Below are 21131 nucleotides of genomic sequence, written 5' to 3'. Positions count from 1 at the left end.
CAGGGATTTTTCAACGCTTTACCGTTAACCGAAGCAGCTGATTCAAATTTTACTATGCTATACGTATGGTAGGCCTGTGGTATGCCTGCCAGTCATGTTTCCGGGGAATGACAAGCACTCCGGAAAAGCCTATGTCATTTCTAAACCCTAATAGTTAACGATTAAAATCCACAGACACATGACAACGATCCAGTTTCCCCGGATCCAGTATCCGTTTCCATCCCGTATCAACATCCATGTAGCGGAAGCCCAGGAGCACATCTGCAGCTGGGTAAGAGATTACAACCTGCTTACAACAGAGAAGGCGCTCACCAGATTTGAAAAATCCCGTTTCGCCTGGCTGGTGTCCAGAGCCTTCCCCGATGCCTCCCTGCATGAACTCTGTCTAATCTCCGATTTCAACGCCTGGCTCTTCATCCTCGACGATCAGTGCGATGAAGCGGAAACTGGTAAGAAATCCGCTTACCTCAGAAGCCTGATGGCCAGTCTGACCGACATCCTGCACAACAACAAAGTAGTTACTCCCGCCTATGGTGCGCCCCTGGCCGCCGCCCTCAGCAGCATCTGGGAGCGTATGCGCGCTATCAGCAAGCCCTCCTGGCGGCTCCGGTTTATCCGCGACATCGAAGATTATTTCAACGCCTGTATATGGGAAGCCGAGAACAGGGAAACGCACATCATCCCCTCCGTAGCCGACTATATTAAAATGCGGACACATACAGGCGCCGTATATGCGGATGTTACTGCGGTAGACATCATCGAAAAAATTTACCTGCCGGAAGATCTCCTGCAAAACGCCATCCTGCAACGTATGGTCCTCGCCTGCAGCAACGTGGTATGCTGGGCCAACGATCTCTTCTCCTGCAACAAGGAATCCCGCCAGGGCGATGTGCACAACCTTGTACTGATACTCCGGCACGAACGCCAATGCTCCCTGCAGGAAGCCATCAACGAAGCCGCCCGCATGCACAACGAAGAAGTAGCCATCTTCCTCGTCCTGGAAAAACTACTACCCCTCACCGGCACAGAAAAAGACTACGAACTGCTCCGCTATGTATCCGTTCTCCGCTCCTGGATGATCGGCAATTATGACTGGAGCATGCAGGATACAGGGAGGTATGGAGTGGCGGCGGTGAAGGAAACAGTTAGTGTTTAATTTAATTATGAATTACGAATGATGAATGATGAGTTAGATCGAAGAGCTAAGCAAAGAATAAATTTTGTTCTTTGCTTAGCTCTTCGATCTAACTCATCATTCATCATTCATCATTCATAATTTATTTCTTCATTCTTTTCTCAATCACCTTCCCCAGCTGCCAGAACGACAACGCCAGGATGGCGAAGAAAATACCTTTATTGGTGCGGTCCCAGAGGTATTCAAAGTAGCGGGTGTATAAATCCAGGAGCAGGAAAATGATGCCGAGGTCCCGGAGCTGGTTGTCTTTCAGGCGGAGGCCAAGCAGGAGTACGGCAATGCATTGGGCGCTGAAAATAAATACCCACATGAGCAGATGCACCTGCCGGAGTTCCTGCCATTCCTGCCAGGTGCCGCAGTTGCCGAAGATGGAGATGAGCCAGCCGGAAAGCATGAACAGCAGCCAGCTGCCGCTCCAGGTAATATCTTTTACGGGTTCATACAGGTTGGTGTTGCGCATGATGCGGGCAGCCAGTATCATGATTCCCGCGAGCAGGGCCATGCGGCAGGGGAGGTTCATCCCCAGGAAATAGGGGGCATCGCCGGTAAGATAGTAGGTGAGTTTTACGTAGGCCGGTATCAGAGAAGCCAGCGTTCCGATCCAGAGCAGGCGGGAACGCAGCGTCAGCGCCAAGACGGCATAGATAACGGTGGCCAGCAGCCAGAAGAGGCCATAATTGCCGTTGAAATAATGCACGCTTTTACCCAGGTATACTACGGTAACGCCTGTACTGAGAACCGGCAGCAGCCAGAACAACTCCCTGTTCAGCGAAAAGCCAGGCTGGTGCCTGTTCCTGCGCCATCCCTGGTAACACAGCAACCCGGTAATGACGGCAAATAGAAAGGCAATGACACCGTCCGTCAGGGAGAATTTCTTGCGGATGATCTCAATCCACTTCTCATCCAGTACCAGCGAACCAAACGCCATCAGCGCACAGGAAATGGCGGCAATGAATATATACAGGGCGATGGTCTGCCAGTCTGTACTGCGTATGCTCCAGGTTTTCCGCAGCTGATCCGCCTGGGCGCCGGTAATCAGCTGCTCCTGTTCCCACCGGCGGACTGCATTTTCCAGTAAACGTGCTTCTCTTTTGTCAAGTTCCAGCATAGGCTAACTGCTTTTATCCCCGATATGCACGAGGCGTAAGGTATTTCTTTTCTTTATCCTGATCCGGAAATAGTTAAATAACACCAACGCAGGTATGAAGGTATAACTTAAACGCTGAATAGTCATACCATCCGGGAAGATGAAGAAGGAAAGCGCTAGTGTCGTGAAAACAGTGGCTACCGTGAAGAAGTTGTATTTAAACCGCTGATATAACAGCTCTTTTTCTGTATGATGACCCGCAATTGCCAGACCCGGATTACGCTGGAATACGTAGTAGCTCAGCCAGAACAGACCCGCCAGACAACCTGCCAGGTTGCCCAGGTAAATAAACATGGGTAATACAAAGTTCGTAGTAAGATGCATCATCGCCGCAGCAGAAAAGGGAAAGCATACCACGAAAAATAAAAAGAAAAGGTTGCGGTAAACCAGCCCGATATTATAGTGCTGCATAAAGCGGCATAACTGCAGGTGCCTGATCCAGAAATTGCCGATAAAAGCAAAGCTGGCAACAAAAGTAAAAAACTCAAATACAAAGGGCTGTATGACTTTGCTATACTCGCCCGGCGCCAGGTGCTCCGGCACATGCGGTAATTTGATTTCGATAATCAGGAGGGTAATCGCAATGGCAAATACCGCATCGCTGAATAATATAACCCGCTCCAGCTCAAACTCCTTGTGCTCCTGCCTGGGCTCTTTAATAACTGACATAGACATAAGAAAAACGTATAGCTTTTCAGCAATATACGAAAAGCTGATAAAGCAGTTGGTTTTTTGGCAGAAAGCAGGAGATTTCCGGACAACCTTTTCACCATTCCTGTGTTATGTAGTTATCAATCATCATATACTTTCAAAGTAATAAGTATGCGTTGTAGCCTTGTTTTGTTTTCTTTTCTTTTTTTATCAGGAATAACAACTGTTTACGGGCAAATGGATACTACCCGGTCTGGAAACTATATCTTCAATCTGGCTGATTGCATACAATATGGGCTTGCCCATCATCATGATATGGTAAATGCCAACCTGGATGTTCATTTTTCAGAAGAACAGGTGAAGGAAGCCACCGGCAAACTCTTGCCGCATGCGGATATAACTGCCGGTTTCAACGATAATATGAAACTCGCCACCTCCCTGATTCCTGATATTGCCAGCGGTAACTACGATAAGAAAATTCCGGTGCAATTCGGTACCCGTTTCTCCTCTAACGTGCTGGGGCAGGTGAATCAGACCATCTTCCAGAGCGATTATTTCCTGGGCCTGAAAGCCGCGAAGGTCTATTCTGAACTCGCCTCTAAAACGTATACACGAACAGAAATAGATACCCGGGTGGCCATCACCAAATCATATTATGCCGTGCTCACCAACCAGGAAAATATCCGGCTCACAAAAGCCAACCTGGATCAGCTGAAGAAAACGCTTGCTGACACCAGAGCCAGATATGATGCCGGTGTTGCGGAAAGAATTGATGTTGACAGAATCCAGGTATCCTATAACAATTCCGCTACGGAAATTCAGAACCAGATCCGGCTGCTGGTATACACCATGCAGCTGCTGAAATTTCAGATGGGCATGCCGCAGGAAGACCAGCTGGAGCTGAAGGAAACCGTACAGGACCTGACGGTAGATGATTTTGCCACAGATACCTCCAACTATGCAGTAACAGACCGTATCGAATACAGCATACAGAATACACAGATCGCCCTGAATGAGCTGAACCTGAAAAGCAAGAAGATGGCGTACCTGCCCAAATTATCCGCTTTTGTCAACTACGGCTATAACTATTTCTCGGATAAATTCAGCAGCCTGTATAATACCGGCTTCGCTGCCTCTACGCTGGGTCTGTCTCTTACCTGGAACATTTTTACAGGTACCGAAAGGCTGCACCAGATCCGGCAGAACAGGATCACCCTGGAGAAATCCGTGAACGACCGGAACTATCTCTCCCAGCAGATCAAGGTGGAAGTGAAAAATGCCAATACCGTCTACCAGAACAACAAAGCGCTTTTTGTAACACAGAAGGAAAACATGACGCTCACGCAGGGTATTTACGAACGGGTGGTACTCAAGTTTGAACAGGGCGTAGCTACGAGCCTGGATGTGATTTCCGCTGAAAGTGAACTGACTCAGGCACGCACGCAGTACGTCAACTCCATGCTCAATACCCTTATCAGCAAAACTGATCTGGATAAGGCGATGGGCAGAATCAAATGATAAACAACTTTTCCTGATTAGCAATAAGTAATTCTATCATAATATGAATAACAGGATTTTACTGATCGTCATTACGCTGACCGCCGCAGCTTGCGGTGGCGGCAATAAACAGCAACAACAGGCGGCTATGATGGGGAGGATGAAAGCAACGGTAGTAGCACAGGAGGTCACCGTGGGCGCCCGTACCGTCAGCTCACAGTTCCCGGCTACCCTGGTGGCGCATGATATTGTGGAGATACGTTCCGATGTCACCGGTTTCCTGGATGCCATCAAGGTAAAGGATGGCAGCAATGTAACCAAAGGACAGCCCCTGTACGAAATTGATAAAAGCCGCTATACTGCTGCATACGGACAGGTAGTGGCCAGTCAGCAGCAGGCCGAGGCAGACCTCGCCCAACGGCAACGGGACTACGAAAGATATAAGACGCTGCTGGACCATGACGCTATTTCCAAACAGACCGTGGACCAGGCTTATACAGCCGTACTCACCGCCAAAGCCAATGTGGCCGCCGCCAAAGCATCGGTAGCCAGGGCCGGCACTGATGTAAATCACGCTATACTGCGTGCTCCCGTAAGCGGTAGTATCGGCATCTCCCTCCTGAAGGTGGGCGACATCGTGAATGCCGGGCAAACACTCATCAACACCGTCGTGAATGAACACCCCATGTTTGCCGACTTCGACGTGCCGCAGGCCAGTTTACCTGAGTTCCTGCGCATTCAGAAGGGACAGGGCGCTGAAAAATTCTTTCTGCAGTTCACCAATGGCGACAGATACGGGGAAGAAGGAGCGATACAGACAATTAATAATACCGTGGATGCGCAGACCGGCACCATCCGGGTGCGGCTGGTGTTCCCGAATAAAGACGGTATGCTTAAATCCGGTATGAGCTGCGTGGCAGTCATGCAGTTCAGCACCCCCGCCACCCAGATTTCTATCCCGGCCAAAGCCATTGTGCAGAACCTGTCTGAAACCAGCGTGCTTACACTCACGCCGGCCAACGTGGTGAAACCCGTGGACGTAATGCCCGGCGCCATCGCCGATACCATGATACTGATCCAGAGCGGCCTGAAAGCCGGTGACCGTGTCATAGTAGAAGGACTGCAGAAGGTAAGACCCGGCGATACCGTGAATGTTGCAGGCGCTACACCGCCGGCAGGTAAACAATAATCCTAAAACCGCCATCACAGTATGATCTCAAAAACATTTATAGAGCGCAAGAATACTACGATTGTAATAGCTATCATCCTGGTGATTGTAGGGTTGATCTGTATGTTTAACCTGCCTATTGCCCAGTTGCCGGATATTGCACCGCCCGTTACCGATGTACGGGCCAACTACGTAGGCGCCAACTCCACCACGGTGGAAGAAACCGTTACCACGCCCATCGAAAACCAGGTGAACGGTACCCCCGGCGCCATGTACATTCAGTCTGTAAGTGCAAACGACGGCTCCATGAGCCTGACCGTTACCTTTAATATAGGTACCGATCCCGACATCGCTACACTCGATGTACAGAACCGTGTGAGCCTCGCCCTGCCCAGTACCCCCGATGAAGTAAGGCGTGTAGGCGTTACCGTTAAAAAGCGTTCCAATGACATGCTCATGGTAATAGCCCTGAACTCGCCCAAAGGCACCCATACCCGCGAGTTCATGGACAACTACGTGAACATCTACCTGAAGCCGGAGCTGGCGCGTGTGACAGGTGTCGGCGACGTGAACGCCTTCTCCCAGGACTATAGTATGCGCATATGGCTGAACCCCGATAAAATGGCGGCCCTCAGCCTGACGCCGGGCGATATTGCCCGCGCCATTACAGAACAGAATCAGCAGGTGCCTGCCGGTAGTATCGGCGCGCCGCCCATGAGTAAAACACAGGCATTTGAATACACCGTCAGTGTTAAAGGCCGCCTCGCCACCTCCGAAGAATTCGGCAACGTGGTAGTGGCTACCAGCAAAACCGGCGGACTGGTCCGCCTGCGCGACGTTGCCCGCATCAACCTCGGCTCCTTCACCTACGCCATTGATGCCAAGGCAGACGGTAAAACAGGCAGCGGGATGGCTATCTACCTCGCTCCCGGCGCCAACGCACTGGATGTGAATGACCGTGTCATGAAGAAAATGGAAGAACTGTCCAGGTCCTTCCCGGAAGATGTCAACTGGCTCGTGCCCTTTGAAACGACTTCCTTCGTGAAAATATCCATCAATGAGGTTATTGAAACCTTCCTGGAAGCAATGGCCCTGGTGGTACTGGTGGTGTTCATCTTCCTCCAGAACTGGCGCGCCACGCTCATTCCCATCCTGGTAATACCTATCTCCCTCATCGGTACGTTCATCTTTTTCCAGCTGCTCGGATTTTCCATCAATACGCTGACCCTGTTCGGGTTTGTACTCGCCATCGGTATTGTGGTGGACGATGCCATTGTGGTGGTGGAGGCGGTGCAGCATCATATCGATTCCGACCTCATGTCGCCGCGGGAAGCCACTTTCAAAGCCATGTCGGAAGTGCAGGCGCCGGTAATTGCCATCGCGCTGATCCTGGCGGCAGTATTTGTACCGGTGGCGTTTATACCAGGGGTAAGCGGCCGGCTGTATCAGCAGTTCGCCCTGACGATCGCCTTTTCCGTATTACTGTCGGCCTTCCTGGCGCTGTCTTTTACACCGGCGCTAACAGCCATACTATTACGGCCGGCGCATCTCACGAAACAATCACATGGTCTGAATAAACTCTTTTTTAAATTCAACGAATGGTTTAACCGGGTGACCAACCGCTATGGCAATTTCGTGATGCGGCTCATAAAAGTCACGCCCGTAGTGCTTATTGGTATGGGGATCCTGTTTGCCGTCGCCTTTTATCTGTTTAAGAAAACACCTACTACCTTTGTGCCCCAGGAAGATATGGGCGCTATGTTCATCGCCCTGGAACTGCCGGAAGCTGCATCTGCAGAGCGTACCAAGGACGTGATTGCCGAAATCAACAATATCCTTCTGAGTGACAGCGCCGTGAATCACTTCTTCGGCATCAGCGGAATGAACTTCGTGGCCAACGCGGTGAAGCCCAACTCCGGTACGTTCTTCGTGAGCCTGAAACCATGGGATGAACGCTATGCGCACGGCGATGATATCAATACAGTGCTGGGGCGGATCCAGGGTGCTACCATGCGCATCGTCGGCGCCACTATCATCTGTATCCCCGCGCCCACCCTGCGCGGTATGGGTACATCGGGAGGCTTCTCCTTTATCCTTGAACAGAAAAGTAACCCGGACATCGGGGAGTTTATGAAGGTAATGGGGCAATTCCTCATGGCTGCCAACCAGCGCCCGGAAATTGCGCGCGCCTACGCCTTCTTCAGCGCCAATACCCCGCAGTTCAATGTGGATGTAGACAGGGATAAATGTAAACAGCTGGGCGTGGCGGTGAGCGATGTGTTTAACTGCCTGCAGACATTCCTAGGTGGCTTGTATGTGAACGACTTTACCAAATTCAGCCGCAGCTTCCGCGTTGTGTTGCAGGCTGATTCATTATACCGCACCAGTATCGATAACCTGGCAACATATTACGTACGTAACAACGTAGGACAGATGGTGCCGCTCAGCGCCCTGGTGACCTCGAAGAAAGGATCAGGTGCGCCGGTTATCAATCACTTTAACCTGTATCGTGCCGTGGAAATTGACGGGGACAGTAAAGTCGGTTACAGCAGCGGCGATGCCATCAATGCCCTGAAAGAAGTGGCCGAACAGACCCTGCCTGAAAATTTCGGGTACGACTGGGCCAACGTATCCCTGCAGGAAATACAGGCAGGTAATACCAGTGTTCTCATCTTTGCCCTGTCCATATTATTTGTATTCCTGCTGCTCACCGCACTCTACGAAAGCTGGTCCGTTCCGTTCTCTGTACTGCTGGCGGTGCCGGTAGCCCTCTTCGGGTCTATCCTGGCGCTGACATTAACCCGGCAGGCCAACAGTGTGTATTCCCAGATCGGGTTGATTACACTTATCGGCCTGTCTGCCAAAAATGCCATCCTGATTGTGGAGTTCTGTAAGGAACGTGTAGACAGAGGAATGCCTTTGATGCAGGCTACCCTGGAGGCAGTAAAGCTGCGTTTCAGACCGATCCTGATGACTTCCTTTGCCTTTATCCTCGGCGTGGTGCCTCTGTGTCTGGCAAAAGGCGCCGGTGCAGCTTCCCGTGTCAATATCGGCTATACGGTGGTGGGCGGTATGCTGGCGGCTACGCTGCTGGGGGTCTTCACTGTTCCGGTACTGTACGTGCTGATTACCAAAATGGCCTACGGCAAGAAAAAGCTGGCCGACCTGGAAGCCCATGGCAATGAAGAGAAGAAACCACATGGTCTGGGAGAATAACTTTATTTTTAGTCTGCCATGAAAAACACAGAACGATTCAGCAACCGTGTGGATGACTATGTCAAATACCGTCCGCAATATCCGGTAGCCATCATTCCTTACCTGCAGGAGGTTGCCGGTCTTACGCCATCAGCCGCAGTAGCCGATATCGGCTCCGGTACAGGCATCTCCGCACAGCCTTTCCTGGACAACGGAAATACCGTGTATGCCGTAGAACCCAACCGGGAAATGCGGGAGATGGGAGAGCGACTGCTGCAACGGTACCCTTATTTTAAAAGTATAACGGGAACGGCCGAACGAACTACGCTGCCGGATGCATCAGTAGACCTGCTGATAGCCGGACAATCCTTTCACTGGTTTGAGCGGGAGGAAGCCCGGCAGGAATTCCGGCGTATCATGCGCCCCGGAACTTCTGCCGTATTGATGTGGAATTTCAGGGAAACAGACACTCCCTTCGATAAAGCCTACGAAAAACTGCGTCATGACTTTGGCATCGACTACAAAGACATGAAGCACCGCAATATTCAGCCGCAGGAAATAGCCCGTTTCTTCCTGCCGGACACCTTCCATGAAAAATACTTCCACCACGTACAGCGCCTGGACTACGCCGCCATCAAAGGACTGCTGCTGTCATCCTCCTATATGCCCGATAAAACCCATCCGCGCTACAACGCCATGATCCAGGAACTGGAAGATGTATTTGAAAAACACCAGGAGAACAGAATGGTGGCGTTGAGGTATGAGACGAAGGTGTTTACGGGTAAATTATGAAGAAATAATTACGAATTACGAATTGCGAATTACGAATGAAGAGCGAAGACATAAGCGGATAAAGAATTTACTTCTTTGCTTATGTCTTCGCTCTTCATTCGTAATTCGCAATTCGTAATTCGCAATTAAACTATCGCATCATATAGTATTTCCACCGGATGCATCGCCTTCACCCCCGTTCCATCCTTTACCTGATGTCGGCAGCTGGTGCCGGGAGCGGCAATCAGCGTGCCTTTGGCAGCGTTGCGGACGGCAGGGAAGAGCACCATTTCACCGATTTGCATGCTGAGGTCGTAGTGTTCTTTTTCGTAGCCGAAGGAGCCGGCCATACCGCAGCAGCCGGAAGGGATGACTTCCACGGAATAGTTTTGCGGGATGCTTAACATCTGCTGACTGTGCTGGGAAGAGGATAGTGCTTTCTGCTGACAGTGGCCGTGCAGCTTGATATGCTGCTGCGCGGTGGTGAACTGCGCAGCAGTGATATGTCCTTTGGCAGCCTCGTTGGCGATGAATTCATCAATGAGGAAAACGTGTCTGGAGAGGTCATGTGCCTGCTGCCGTAAGCCTTCCCTTACCAGATCCGGGTATTCATCGCGGAAACTGAGGATGGAGGAAGGTTCTACGCCAAGCAGGGGCGTGTCTGCATTGATAACGGTACTGAATATACGAATATTCTCTTCTGCGATTTCACGCGCCTTGCGCAGCAGTCCTTTAGACATATAGGCGCGGGCGCTCTCCGGATGCTCCGTCATTTTTACATCGTAGCCCAGCTTATGCAGCAGCTTTACGGCTTTGATGCCGATGGTGGTATCGTTATAGTTGGTGAACTCGTCGCAGAAAACGTATACGGTTTTATTGCCGGCAGTACCTGTCTTTTCTTTGGGCCATTGCCGGTTAAACCATTTGCGCCAGGTGGTGCTGTGAAGCGCCGGCAGTGAACGTTTGGATGCAAAGCCGGAGAATTTCCGGATGATGCCGCCGGTGAGTTTATTATTGATTAATCCGTTATAGATACCTGGTGTGATGGCAGCGAGTGCAGACAGTTTAGAGAAGTTGCCGATCATTTTTGCACGCACCGGAACACCGTTGGCATCGTAGTAATGCTGGAGGAATTCCATTTTCATCTTGGCCATATCTACGTTGGACGGGCACTCTGACTTACAGCCCTTGCAGGCGAGGCAGAGGTCCAGCACTTCATAGATTTCCTTATGATCAAAGCGGTTTTCCTTGTGGGAGTGTGTCAGAAATTCCCGCAGGATGTTGGCTCTGGCGCGGGTGGTATCTTTTTCGTTGCGGGTGGCCATGTAGCTGGGGCACATGGTACCTCCGCTGAGCGGTGTTTTGCGGCAGTCGCCGGAACCATTGCATTGTTCGGCGTGCTGCAGGATGGTTTGTTCCGGGAAATGAAAGATGGTGTTGAACGCGGGTGTTTTCTGTCCGGGTTCATACCGCAGCATGCTGTTCATGGATGGCGTATCCACTATTTTGCTGGGATTGAAGATATTTTCCGGGTCCCAGGTGTATTTGATCTGCCGGAGCAGTTCATAGTTTTTATCGCCTACCATCTGTTTGATGAACTCACCGCGCAGGCGGCCATCGCCATGTTCGCCGCTAAGGGAGCCGTGGTATTTTTTTACGAGGGTGGCAATTTCTTCTGCAATTTTTCTGAAGAGGAGATTACCTTCTTCCGTTTTCAGGTTGATGATAGGGCGGAGGTGTATTTCGCCGCTGCCCGCATGTGCGTAGTGAACGGCATAAAGTCCGTATTGCTGCAATATGACGTTGAAGTCACGGATAAATGCGGGGAGGTCTTCCACGGCTACGGCTGTATCTTCAATAACCGGCACGGCTTTTTCATCGCCGGGGAGGTTGCTGAGCAGGCCCAGACCGGCTTTGCGCAGCGCCCATATTTTTTTGCTGTCGTTGCCGAACAGCAGGGGGAAATGATAGCCTAGTCCGGCGGCGCGCAGCGTGGCTTCCACACGGCCCGCTATGGCAGTGATTTCTTCCCTGGTATCGCGGCAGAATTCCACTACCAGGATGGCGCCGGGATCTCCCTGTACAAAGAAGCGGTTCTTGCTTTGCTCGATATTGTCTTTGGTACATTCGAGTACGTAGTGGTCAATCAGCTCGCTGGCGCTGGGTTTGAAATCCATGACGAGCACGTTGGCGCGCAGGGATTCATCTACATTATTGAAGTGGATGCAGAGCAGGCCCGTTTCTTTCGGAGGAAGCGGATCTACATGCAGTTTTATTTCTGTCAGAAAAGCCAGGGTGCCTTCAGATCCGGCGATAAGTTTACAGAAGTTAAAATCTTCTGTTCCGGCTGTGAAAGGCGCGGTTTCCAGGAGCATATCCACGGCATAGCCGGTATTACGGCGCGGGATACTTTTCTTCGGGAATTCGCGGCGTATTTCATCCTGGTTGGTATGATGGCTCAGGGCAGTGCGTATCTGGCGGTAGATTTTTGTTTCCAGTGTATCCGGGCCTTCGCATTTCTGATGGAAGGCTTCGGTGTCCAGGGTGCTGAAGGTGACTTCTTCGCCGTTGCTGAGCAGGGCTTTTACTTCCAGCAGGTGTTCCCGGGTACTGCCATAGACCACACTGTTGGAACCGCAGGAGTTATTGCCTACCATGCCGCCTATCATGGCGCGGTTGGCGGTAGAGGTTTCCGGGCCGAAGTAAAGTCCGTGCGGTTTAAGGAACATATTCAGTTCATCCCTGATAACGCCGGGCTGAACGCGTACCCAGCTTTCCGCTGCGTTGAATTCCAGTATGCCGGTGAAAGTACGGGATACGTCTACCACGATGCCGTTGCCGACCACCTGTCCGGCCAGCGAAGTGCCGGCAGTGCGGGGAATCAGCGAGGTATTGTTATTGCGCGCAAAACTGATCAGTGTTTTCAGGTCTGCTATATGTTGTGGGATTGCTACTGCCAGGGGCATCTCCCGGTATGCCGACGCATCGGTGGCATAGAGAGTCCGCATGGTATCATCTGTATAAAGCGTGCCTTCCAGTTCTTTGGCCAATTGCTCTAGCTTGTCGCGCATCATTGTAAAATACCGGTTTTGAGAAGGCGAAATTAATATTTCAGACTGTCATTTTTTAGCCTTGTAATGTATTCGTCAAAAAATAAATTATTCCTTTACAAACCGGGGCTTTTTTACGTGGAGGCCGCAAACGGCCTCCAGCCTGTCTGCCAGGTAGAGCGCCAGTTCGGGTGACAGCGCTTCATCATGCATATGCATAAAAAAATATATCTCCTGCAGGCCTTTGTCCAGCCAGTATTTGATGCGGTTGGCCCAGTCGTCGATACGGGTGTAGTCTGTCGGATGCAGGCTGTTGCCTACAAACCGGATGAATATTTTGGGGATGGTAAGATGCATATGCGCCACATCCCTTCTGCCTGCGGTATCCGTAATCACCGCGCCTACCTTCAGTTTGCGCAGCGTTTCGAAAAAATCCATGCGGGCAACCTCATCTTCGTACCACTGCGGATGCCGGACTTCCACAAAGAACTGCAGGTCGGTAGGCAGCGATGCCAGGTATTCGTATAGGGCTTCCCGTTTGGCCGGACCATATTTGTCACTCAATTGCAAAAAAATGGGACCCAGATGGTTGCCGAAAGCCAGCACACCTTCCAGGAAGGCGGTGGTTTTAGGCCCGGCGCTGACCAGGTTGCTGAAATGGCTGATGGCCTGCGGTACTTTCGGGCAGAATTTAAAATCCATTCCCTGCGCTTCCGCATCCCATTTGGAAATAGTGGGAGGGCCATAGATTTGGTAGTGAGTAGCATTGAGTTCTATGCTGTTGAAGTGCTTCACATATTCATGCAGGAACTGTGCGTCTTTGGTTCCCTTAGGATATATCTTGCCCAACCATTCCTTACGCCCCCATTTGGCGCATCCGGCATAGGCCAGCGGTTTCTTTACAGGCTTGCCTTTCAGTACTTTCTTGTTAAACAGCGGTTCTGCCGGAAGTTTGAAATCCAGTTCCTCCAGCGCTGCAGGTGTTACACGACCGAAATCCATGAGCAATGGTTTTAGCGTTAACAGGATAGGGGAAATCACATGACATGAAGTATAACAAAGATAAGAAAATGAAAGTGTTGACAGCTCAGGCGAAAAAGTCTGCGCTGCCGCCCTGCATACCGGCAAATCTCAAATAACCAGATAACAAAATCTCAAATAAATAAATTCCCGCAAACCTTTTGTTTTCTTATTTTTCCAAGGTAACTTAAGACAGATTATCAATTATTTAGCATGGAAATATTGCACGTGAGCGCCGAGTGTTATCCGGTAGCGAAAGTAGGCGGACTGGGAGATGTAGTGGGCGCTCTGCCCAAGTATCAGCAGCAGCTGGGGAATATCGCCAAAGTAGTAGTACCGGCCTACAGGAATAAGTATTATGACACACATGAGTTTGATGTGGTACATCAGGCCGGTATGTGGCTGGGCCACGATTGGTACCACTTTAATGTACTGAAGGAAAGACATAATGAACTCGGCTTCGACCTGTACCTGGTAGATATTCCCGGATTGCTGGACACACCGGGCGTGTATGGTTACCCCAACGATACAGAACGTTTTCTCGCCTTCCAGGTAGCTGTGCTGGACTGGGTGAACGAATGGCAGCATCATCCGGATGTGGTGCATTGCCATGATCATCATACCGGGCTGATTCCCTTTTTAATGAGCTATGGCTATAAATACAGCCGGCTGAAAGAAATACCTTCCGTGATTACTATCCACAACGCCCAGTACCAGGGCCAGTTCGGATGGGATAAACTATACCTGATTCCCGGCTTTGACCTCTGGAAAGCAGGATTGCTGGACTGGGGCGGCGCAATTAACCCGCTGGCTGCAGCCATCAAATGCGCCTGGCGCGTTACCACCGTATCTCCCGGTTACCTGGAGGAACTCTACACCAACGCCAATGGCCTCGAGAGCCTGATCAGCCACGAACGCGCCAAAACTGCGGGCATCATCAACGGCATCGATACCGCCGTATGGGACCCTGCCAGCGATGTGATGATCCCGGCGCATTATGATCCCGATAACATCGACAAAGGCAAGAAGGAAAATAAGAAAGCCCTCTGTGAACGCTTTGGACTGGACACATCCCTGCCGCTGGTAGCCTTCATCGGCAGGCTGGTAGGAGATAAAGGCGCCGATCTGCTGCCAGAAGCGATTGGCCGCTCCCTGCATGAACTGCCGGGAGAAGTGAATTTCCTCGTTTTGGGAAGCGGGGAACCACATATTGAATGGTCTTTGCAACAAACCAGGGATACCGTCAGCTACGGATTTAATCTGCATATTGGTTATAATGAATCCCTGTCGCATTTAATATATGCCGGCGCCGACTTCCTGCTGATGCCCTCCCGCGTGGAGCCCTGTGGACTCAATCAGTTATATGCGCTGCGCTACGGCACGGTTCCTGTAGTTCGCAGCACCGGCGGCCTCAAAGATACCGTCACCGACTTCGGGGATAAAGACGGCGTAGGCATCCGGTTCAGCCAGGTGGGCATATGGGACATCTGTTACTCTGTAAAAAGGGCCATAGAACTGTATGATAATAAGGAACATCTCCGGGAAATACGGTTGCGCGGTATGCATACCGACCATTCCTGGGGCCGTTCGGCACAACAATACCTGGAACTGTATCAGCAGCTGACAATAAGCGGTTAAGCACAGGAACGCCTTTTGCAGGAACAATGAAAAAATCACAACGAAAGAGAATCACAATATCCAATAATTTCACAGCTAAAGGCCCAATAACACACATGTGACGCATGTATGCCAACAGCTGATAGCCAACCGCTAAAGCTATAGTATATGGTTAATGACGTAATATCCATTATCCTCGGAGGCGGCGCTGGTACCCGCCTGTACCCCCTTACCCGACGCCGCTCCAAACCGGCCGTACCCCTTGCCGGCAAATACAGACTGGTAGACATTCCCATCTCCAACTGCCTGAATGCAGAACTGAACCGCATTTTTGTTTTAACACAGTTCAATTCCGCTTCACTGAACAAACACATCAAAAATACCTACCATTTCAGCAATTTCGACAAAGGCTTCGTGGATATACTGGCGGCAGAACAAACCCCTGATAACCCCACCTGGTACCAGGGTACTGCAGACGCCGTAAGGCAATGCCTGCATCATATGGAGAACTTTGAATTCAAATACGTGCTGATATTATCCGGCGACCAGCTGTACCAGATGGATTTCCGGAAGATGATCAGCCATCATATAGAAACCGGTGCAGAGATCTCTATCGCCACCATTCCGGTGTCCGCCAAAGATGCATCTGACTTCGGTATTCTTAAAACAGACGAAACCGGCGCTATCGTTTCCTTTACGGAAAAGCCATCCCAGCAGGCCCTGCCACCATGGGCGTCTGACGTAAGCGATGACATGAAAGCTGCCGGCCGAATATACCTGGCCAGTATGGGCATCTATATTTTCAGCCGGGAAGTGCTGTTTGAAATGCTGAGCAAACAACCGGAAGCGGCGGACTTCGGTAAACAGGTAATTCCGCAGGCCATAGAAGCCAAAAGCAGGGTGTTCAGCTATCAGTACGAAGGCTACTGGACAGACATTGGTAATATCAGTTCCTTCTGGGAAGCCAATATCGGTCTTACCGACGACATACCGCAGTTTAACCTGTTCAACGAATCCCAGACCATCTATTCCCGCGCCCGCATGCTGCCGCCGGCAAAAATCTCCGGAACCCTGGAGAAAACAATCATAGCAGACGGTTGTATTATTATGGCAAGCCGCCTCGAACAATGCGTGGTAGGTATCCGTACCCGTATAGGCCATGGTTCCGTCATTACCAGCACCTATATTATGGGGAGCGATTATTACCAGACACTTGACGAACTGGAAAGGGCAAAGGCGGAAGGCCGCCCCCAGATGGGCATCGGCGATAACTGCATCATTCACAGGGCCATTATCGATAAGAACTGCAGCATCGGAAATAACGTACATATCAACGGCGGTGACCACCTCCCGGACGGAGACTTTGAAAAGTATACCGTAAAAGACGGCATCGTTGTTGTAAAAAAAGGAGTTGTCCTGCCGGACGGTTTCACAGTTTAACAAAACGATCAGTATGCGATTGACAATAGAGCGGAAGTCTACCAAGATATATCCGGATCTCAAACGGGTGGTGGCCAGATTCTTTTTTAATGGAGAAGCCCGCGCCAAATCCATTATTCAGCTTGTAGCCGCCATGACAGATGAGGAGGTGGATATAACTATCACGCCTATACTCAGAGAGTTTTCCCGGCGCCACCGTAACATCACCCGCATCTTTGAAAAGCATGCCGATCGTATCAGGCACCTGTTTTCCGCTGTACAGCTGAATTACGAGGACCTGTCCCTTAAAAGAAAACTGCTCACCGGCTCTTACTTTACCAACGAATATTCTATTGAATCTGCCGCCTTCTTCAATCCCTCCCTCGTGGAAGATGTGGATCAGAGCGGACTGGAAGAAGGGCAGAAACGCGTTATACTCAGCTTCCGCGCGGTGGGCGAAGGACATATCTCCTCTATCGCCTTCCGCAGCGGGCTGATAGACAGCAACAACCAGGTCACTATCCTGGAAGCCGGCAATTACGTGGATGAAGCCGAACTTATCCGTAATGCCAGCTATAAAAAGACCATCTTCTTCCAGAATGCCGTTTCTATCAAACTCCCGGATTCCGTTTTCCAGGAAGTGCAAAATAGCCTCCCCGACGAGTTTGAATATATGGCACTGAAAAAGGTGATCCGCGAAATGCAGCAGCGCTACCAGGTAGACTCCCTCCTGAAAAAAGCCCTGGAAAGACTGCTATGGCTGGCAGACTCATATTATGAACTGAACTTCTCCCTGGATACAGATATTTCAGATAGGGTAATCTTCCCATACTCCGATGCTGAAAGCCGTGGTATTGAAGATGCCCGCTTCGTGAAATATACCGGGGATAACGGCAGCATCACCTACTACGCCACGTATACCGCCTTTGATGGTATTACTATTCAACCTAAACTGCTGCAGACAAAAGACTTCTATAGCTTTAAAATAATGCCGTTGTACGGCGAAGGGGCACAGAACAAAAACCTGGCGCTCTTCCCCAGAAAAATCAATGGCAAATATGTCATGATTTCCCGTATAGATGGTATCAACGGGTATATCATGTACTCCGACAAAATCAATATCTGGGAGAATCCGCAGATACTACAGACACCGAAGTATCCCTGGGAATTTGTGCAGGTCGGCAACTGTGGCTCGCCGATAGAAACATCCGAGGGATGGCTGGTCATCACGCACGGTGTAGGACCTATGCGTACCTACTGCATAGGAGCCAGTCTGCTGGATATAGATAACCCCGGCCGGGAAATAGGCCGCCTCCGCGAACCCCTGCTCATGCCCAATAAAGATGAACGGGAAGGATATGTGCCCAACGTATTGTATTCCTGCGGCTCCTTCATCCATAACGATGAACTCATCATCCCCTACGGTCTGTCCGATTATGCTTCCGGCTTCGCCACCGTGAACCTGGAAAAGCTGCTGGCACAGATAAAGGCGGACGGCATATAGTTATCTCACATGGTTTTATAGATTTCGAGATAGTCAGCAGTCATGCGGGTGGCGCTGAAATGCGTGCTGGCACGGGCGGTACAGGCATGCCGGTCGATGCAGGACAAGTCTTCCACACAGGCTGCCGCTTCATGGGTATTATTCACTAAAAAACCGGTTATCCTGTCAGTTATCAGCTCCGGCATAGCGCCCCGGTTGTAGGCAATGACAGGCGTTCCGCACAGCATTGCTTCGGCCACGCTGAGGCCGAACGGTTCATTGAAATGTATCGGATGCAGCAACGCCGCGGCTTTGCCCAGCAACGTGCTGCGGGCACTTCCTCCCACAGCTCCCAGGTACTTTATCTGTTCCCCGTCTGCATAAGGCTGTACCATTTCCCTGAAGTATGCTTCATCCTGTACAATACCGGCTATCAGCAGCGGCCGCCGCGTATGCAGCGCTATCTGTATGGCGTCGTGCGTGCCCTTGTCAGGATGAATGCGGCCGTAGTACAGCAGGTATTCCTGCGGAGAAGGCTCAAAGGTAAAATCGGCCGTATTGATGCCATTGTACACTGTAGCACGGTACCGTAGCTCCGGATGACGGTCCGCATTACTGATGGAAACATATTGCCCTGCATCATTGTAACGCTGATATACCGGGATAATTTTTTCTGAAGAAAAACCATGAATAGTAGTCACCATCGGCGTCCGGATCAGGCGGGAATAGGTGAGGGGAAGAAAATCAAAATGATTATGAATGATATCGAAGCGGTGAGCCTGCTCCATCAGGTAACTGATATGCATACACTCGTTTACTTTAGCGTCAGCTGTTTTGTCTTCTTCCCAGCCCTGCGGGCAGATCGCCTCCAGCTGTGCGCCGGTAACGGAATCCGCAGTTGCAAACAAGGTAACATCATGGCCTGCTGCTATCAGCCCTTCTGCCAGGTTAGACGCCATCTGTTCCCAGGGACCGTAATGCCTGGGGGGCGTACGCCAGGCAACAGGAGAAAGAACCGCTATTTTCATGTGAAATTTTTTTATGAAGTTATTTTATTATTTGAGGGTGTTTTGTTTTAATCATCGGAGAATATGACCATGTTTCGTCAGGATGATATAGTACTATTTGGCTATATTTTGTCCATATCTGCAAAAGAGCGTGTTCCTTTCGCCTGTTTCCCGTCTATCAAATTTCAAATAACCAAATAATTAAATAACCAAATTGTTATCTAACTTCGTTCATCCAAAAGTTTCGATGTATTCTTTTTACGTCTGTAGCTTTTATTGATCATTAGTAATTCTACAATATGCAGGAATATATTCCTTATGGGAAGACTGGCTATTTTAATCCGCTTGTCACAGATTTTTTAGCAGAAGAGGCGCAGATCAGACCTTTTTACACCTATTCTCCTGTACATCCCGATTTTGCCGCCGCCATACAGGCCAGGCAGCAGTTCAATACGCCACGCGCCGCGCTGGTAGCCGCGCTGGAACAGCAATACAAAAACCTGGAGCCGGTAACCGCGGTGCAGGAAAATATACAAAGCCTGCTGCAGCCACAGACCTTTACCGTAACCACGGCGCACCAGCCCAATATTTTCACCGGCTACCTGTATTTTGTCTATAAGATTCTGCAAACCGTCAAGCTGGCTGAGAACCTCCGTCAACAATATCCGCAACACAATTTCGTGCCGGTATATTATATGGGCAGCGAAGACAACGACCTGGAAGAGTTAGGCAGCATATACCTGGAAGGTAAAAGCCTTAGCTGGGCAGCCGGACAGGAAGGGCCGGTAGGCCGCATGCGCCCCGATGGCCTGGAACAGCTGATCGACGAAGTAAAGAACATACTCGGCTATGCACCGCATGCGGCGGAACTGATTACCCTGCTGCGCAATGCATACCTGGAACATAACAACATACAGGATGCCACCTTGTACCTGGTGCATGCGCTGTTCGGCCGTTTCGGGCTGGTAGTGCTGGTACCGGACAATCCGGACCTGAAACGTTTATACCTGCCTGTTATGAAGGATGAACTGTTTCAGCAGGCATCTCACAACATCGTCAATGCTACACTGGAAAAGTTAGGGGAGCATTATAAGGTACAGGCCAATCCGCGGGAAATAAATCTCTTCTACCTGCAGGACGGGCTGCGGGAACGAATAGTACAGGAAGGCGACCAGTGGAAAGTATTACACACCCCGTTGAAATTCGACGCGGTAGCCCTGGAAGCTGAGCTGGAAGCACATCCGGAAAGATTCAGTCCGAATGTTATCCTCCGTGGCATGTTCCAGGAAACGGTACTGCCCAACATCGCCTTTATCGGTGGCGGCGGTGAAATCGCCTACTGGCTGGAGCTGAAGCAGCTGTTTGCCCGCTACGGCGTACCCTACCCGGTACTGCTGTTGCGTAACTCCCTGCTGCTGGTCGATGAAGTATCCGCTCAAAGAATGAATAAGCTGGAACTATCTACCACAGAGCTTTTCAAAAGTACCGATGATATTGTTAATGATTTTGTGAAGAAACATACCAACGCTTCGCTGGTACTGAAAGATGAATATGCCGCCATAGAAAAACTCTATGACGCCCTGGAAGAAAAGGCCCGCAGCATAGACATCACCCTCATTGCCAGTGCCGGCGCTGAAAGAACCCGCGCGCTGAAATCCATCGGCAAAATGGAACATAAATTCCTCCGTGCAGAAAAGAAAAAGTTCGCCTGGCAAACAGACCAGATCAAACAAATAAAAAGCAGACTATTCCCAGGAGGCTCCCTCCAGGAAAGAAAAGAAAACTTCATGCCCTGGTACGCCGCTGAAGGCGCAGGCTTTTTTGACAGAATAATAGCGGCGCTGGAGCCGGTAACAGATAAGTTTTTAATAATTACGAATTAAGAATTATGAATGATGAGTTAGTGGGAAG

The 21131-nt window shown here is 50.4% G+C and carries 14 protein-coding genes; 9 read left to right on the top strand and 5 right to left on the bottom strand.

The features are described 5' to 3' along the window. Window positions 1-178 precede the first annotated feature (178 nt). Window positions 179-1156 carry a terpene synthase family protein gene (locus tag GWG06_RS22285; RefSeq protein WP_160716086.1) on the top strand — a complete coding sequence of 326 codons (978 nt, stop codon included), beginning with the start codon at window positions 179-181 and terminating at the stop codon, window positions 1154-1156. Between the two features lie 121 nt (window positions 1157-1277). Here GWG06_RS22285 and GWG06_RS22280 read toward each other — a convergent pair whose 3' ends face one another. Further along, entirely contained in the window at window positions 1278-2303 is a 1026-nt protein-coding gene (locus GWG06_RS22280; protein ID WP_127041892.1) for a hypothetical protein, read from the bottom strand. Window positions 2304-2306: 3 nt separating this feature from the next. Then, a complete protein-coding gene (locus tag GWG06_RS22275; RefSeq protein WP_127041890.1) occupies window positions 2307-3017 on the bottom strand; it encodes a TMEM175 family protein in 711 nt (236 codons plus the stop codon). Window positions 3018-3230: 213 nt separating this feature from the next. Here GWG06_RS22275 and GWG06_RS22270 point away from each other — a divergent pair, with 213 nt between their 5' ends. The 4 genes from GWG06_RS22270 to GWG06_RS22255 are packed head-to-tail and all read left to right on the top strand — an operon-like array spanning window position 3231 to window position 9645. Beyond that, window positions 3231-4511, top strand: coding sequence for a TolC family protein (locus tag GWG06_RS22270; RefSeq protein WP_158631565.1), 1281 nt, complete (start codon window positions 3231-3233; stop codon window positions 4509-4511). Between the two features lie 43 nt (window positions 4512-4554). After that, window positions 4555-5679, top strand: a complete 1125-nt coding sequence (locus GWG06_RS22265) for an efflux RND transporter periplasmic adaptor subunit (RefSeq protein WP_127041886.1) — start codon at window positions 4555-4557, stop codon at window positions 5677-5679. 21 nt (window positions 5680-5700) lie between these two features. After that, the gene (locus GWG06_RS22260; protein ID WP_160716084.1) at window positions 5701-8874 is read left to right on the top strand and encodes an efflux RND transporter permease subunit; all 3174 of its coding nucleotides are present in this window, start codon (window positions 5701-5703) and stop codon (window positions 8872-8874) included. Between the two features lie 18 nt (window positions 8875-8892). Next, window positions 8893-9645 carry a class I SAM-dependent methyltransferase gene (locus GWG06_RS22255; RefSeq protein ID WP_127041882.1) on the top strand — a complete coding sequence of 251 codons (753 nt, stop codon included), beginning with the start codon at window positions 8893-8895 and terminating at the stop codon, window positions 9643-9645. A gap of 125 nt (window positions 9646-9770) precedes the next feature. Here the strand turns inward: GWG06_RS22255 and GWG06_RS22250 are convergent, their stop codons facing one another. Both GWG06_RS22250 and GWG06_RS22245 read right to left on the bottom strand, forming a co-directional pair. Continuing rightward, the gene (locus GWG06_RS22250; RefSeq protein ID WP_160716082.1) at window positions 9771-12695 is read right to left on the bottom strand and encodes an FAD-binding and (Fe-S)-binding domain-containing protein; all 2925 of its coding nucleotides are present in this window, start codon (window positions 12693-12695) and stop codon (window positions 9771-9773) included. A gap of 87 nt (window positions 12696-12782) precedes the next feature. Further along, on the bottom strand, window positions 12783-13676 hold the full coding sequence (locus GWG06_RS22245; RefSeq protein WP_160716080.1) for a DUF72 domain-containing protein: 894 nt from the start codon (window positions 13674-13676) through the stop codon (window positions 12783-12785). Between the two features lie 231 nt (window positions 13677-13907). Here GWG06_RS22245 and GWG06_RS22240 point away from each other — a divergent pair, with 231 nt between their 5' ends. From GWG06_RS22240 to GWG06_RS22230, 3 genes are all read left to right on the top strand, one after another. Next, on the top strand, window positions 13908-15332 hold the full coding sequence (locus GWG06_RS22240; protein WP_160716078.1) for a glycogen synthase: 1425 nt from the start codon (window positions 13908-13910) through the stop codon (window positions 15330-15332). 147 nt (window positions 15333-15479) lie between these two features. Further along, a complete protein-coding gene (locus GWG06_RS22235) occupies window positions 15480-16751 on the top strand; it encodes a glucose-1-phosphate adenylyltransferase (RefSeq protein WP_160716076.1) in 1272 nt (423 codons plus the stop codon). A 13-nt stretch (window positions 16752-16764) separates the two neighbouring features. After that, window positions 16765-18234 carry a glycoside hydrolase family 130 protein gene (locus GWG06_RS22230; protein WP_160716074.1) on the top strand — a complete coding sequence of 490 codons (1470 nt, stop codon included), beginning with the start codon at window positions 16765-16767 and terminating at the stop codon, window positions 18232-18234. 5 nt (window positions 18235-18239) lie between these two features. Here GWG06_RS22230 and GWG06_RS22225 read toward each other — a convergent pair whose 3' ends face one another. After that, window positions 18240-19241 carry a glycosyltransferase family 4 protein gene (locus tag GWG06_RS22225; protein ID WP_160716072.1) on the bottom strand — a complete coding sequence of 334 codons (1002 nt, stop codon included), beginning with the start codon at window positions 19239-19241 and terminating at the stop codon, window positions 18240-18242. 278 nt (window positions 19242-19519) lie between these two features. Here GWG06_RS22225 and bshC point away from each other — a divergent pair, with 278 nt between their 5' ends. Further along, window positions 19520-21103 carry a bacillithiol biosynthesis cysteine-adding enzyme BshC gene (gene bshC, locus GWG06_RS22220; RefSeq protein WP_160716070.1) on the top strand — a complete coding sequence of 528 codons (1584 nt, stop codon included), beginning with the start codon at window positions 19520-19522 and terminating at the stop codon, window positions 21101-21103. Window positions 21104-21131: the final 28 nt, after the last annotated feature.

Source organism: Chitinophaga solisilvae (assembly GCF_009928525.1).
In the GTDB taxonomy this organism is placed as follows: Bacteria; Bacteroidota; Bacteroidia; order Chitinophagales; family Chitinophagaceae; genus Chitinophaga; species Chitinophaga solisilvae.
Note: the sequence above shows the minus strand (reverse complement) of the source record. Positions and strands in the feature narration are given on the sequence as shown.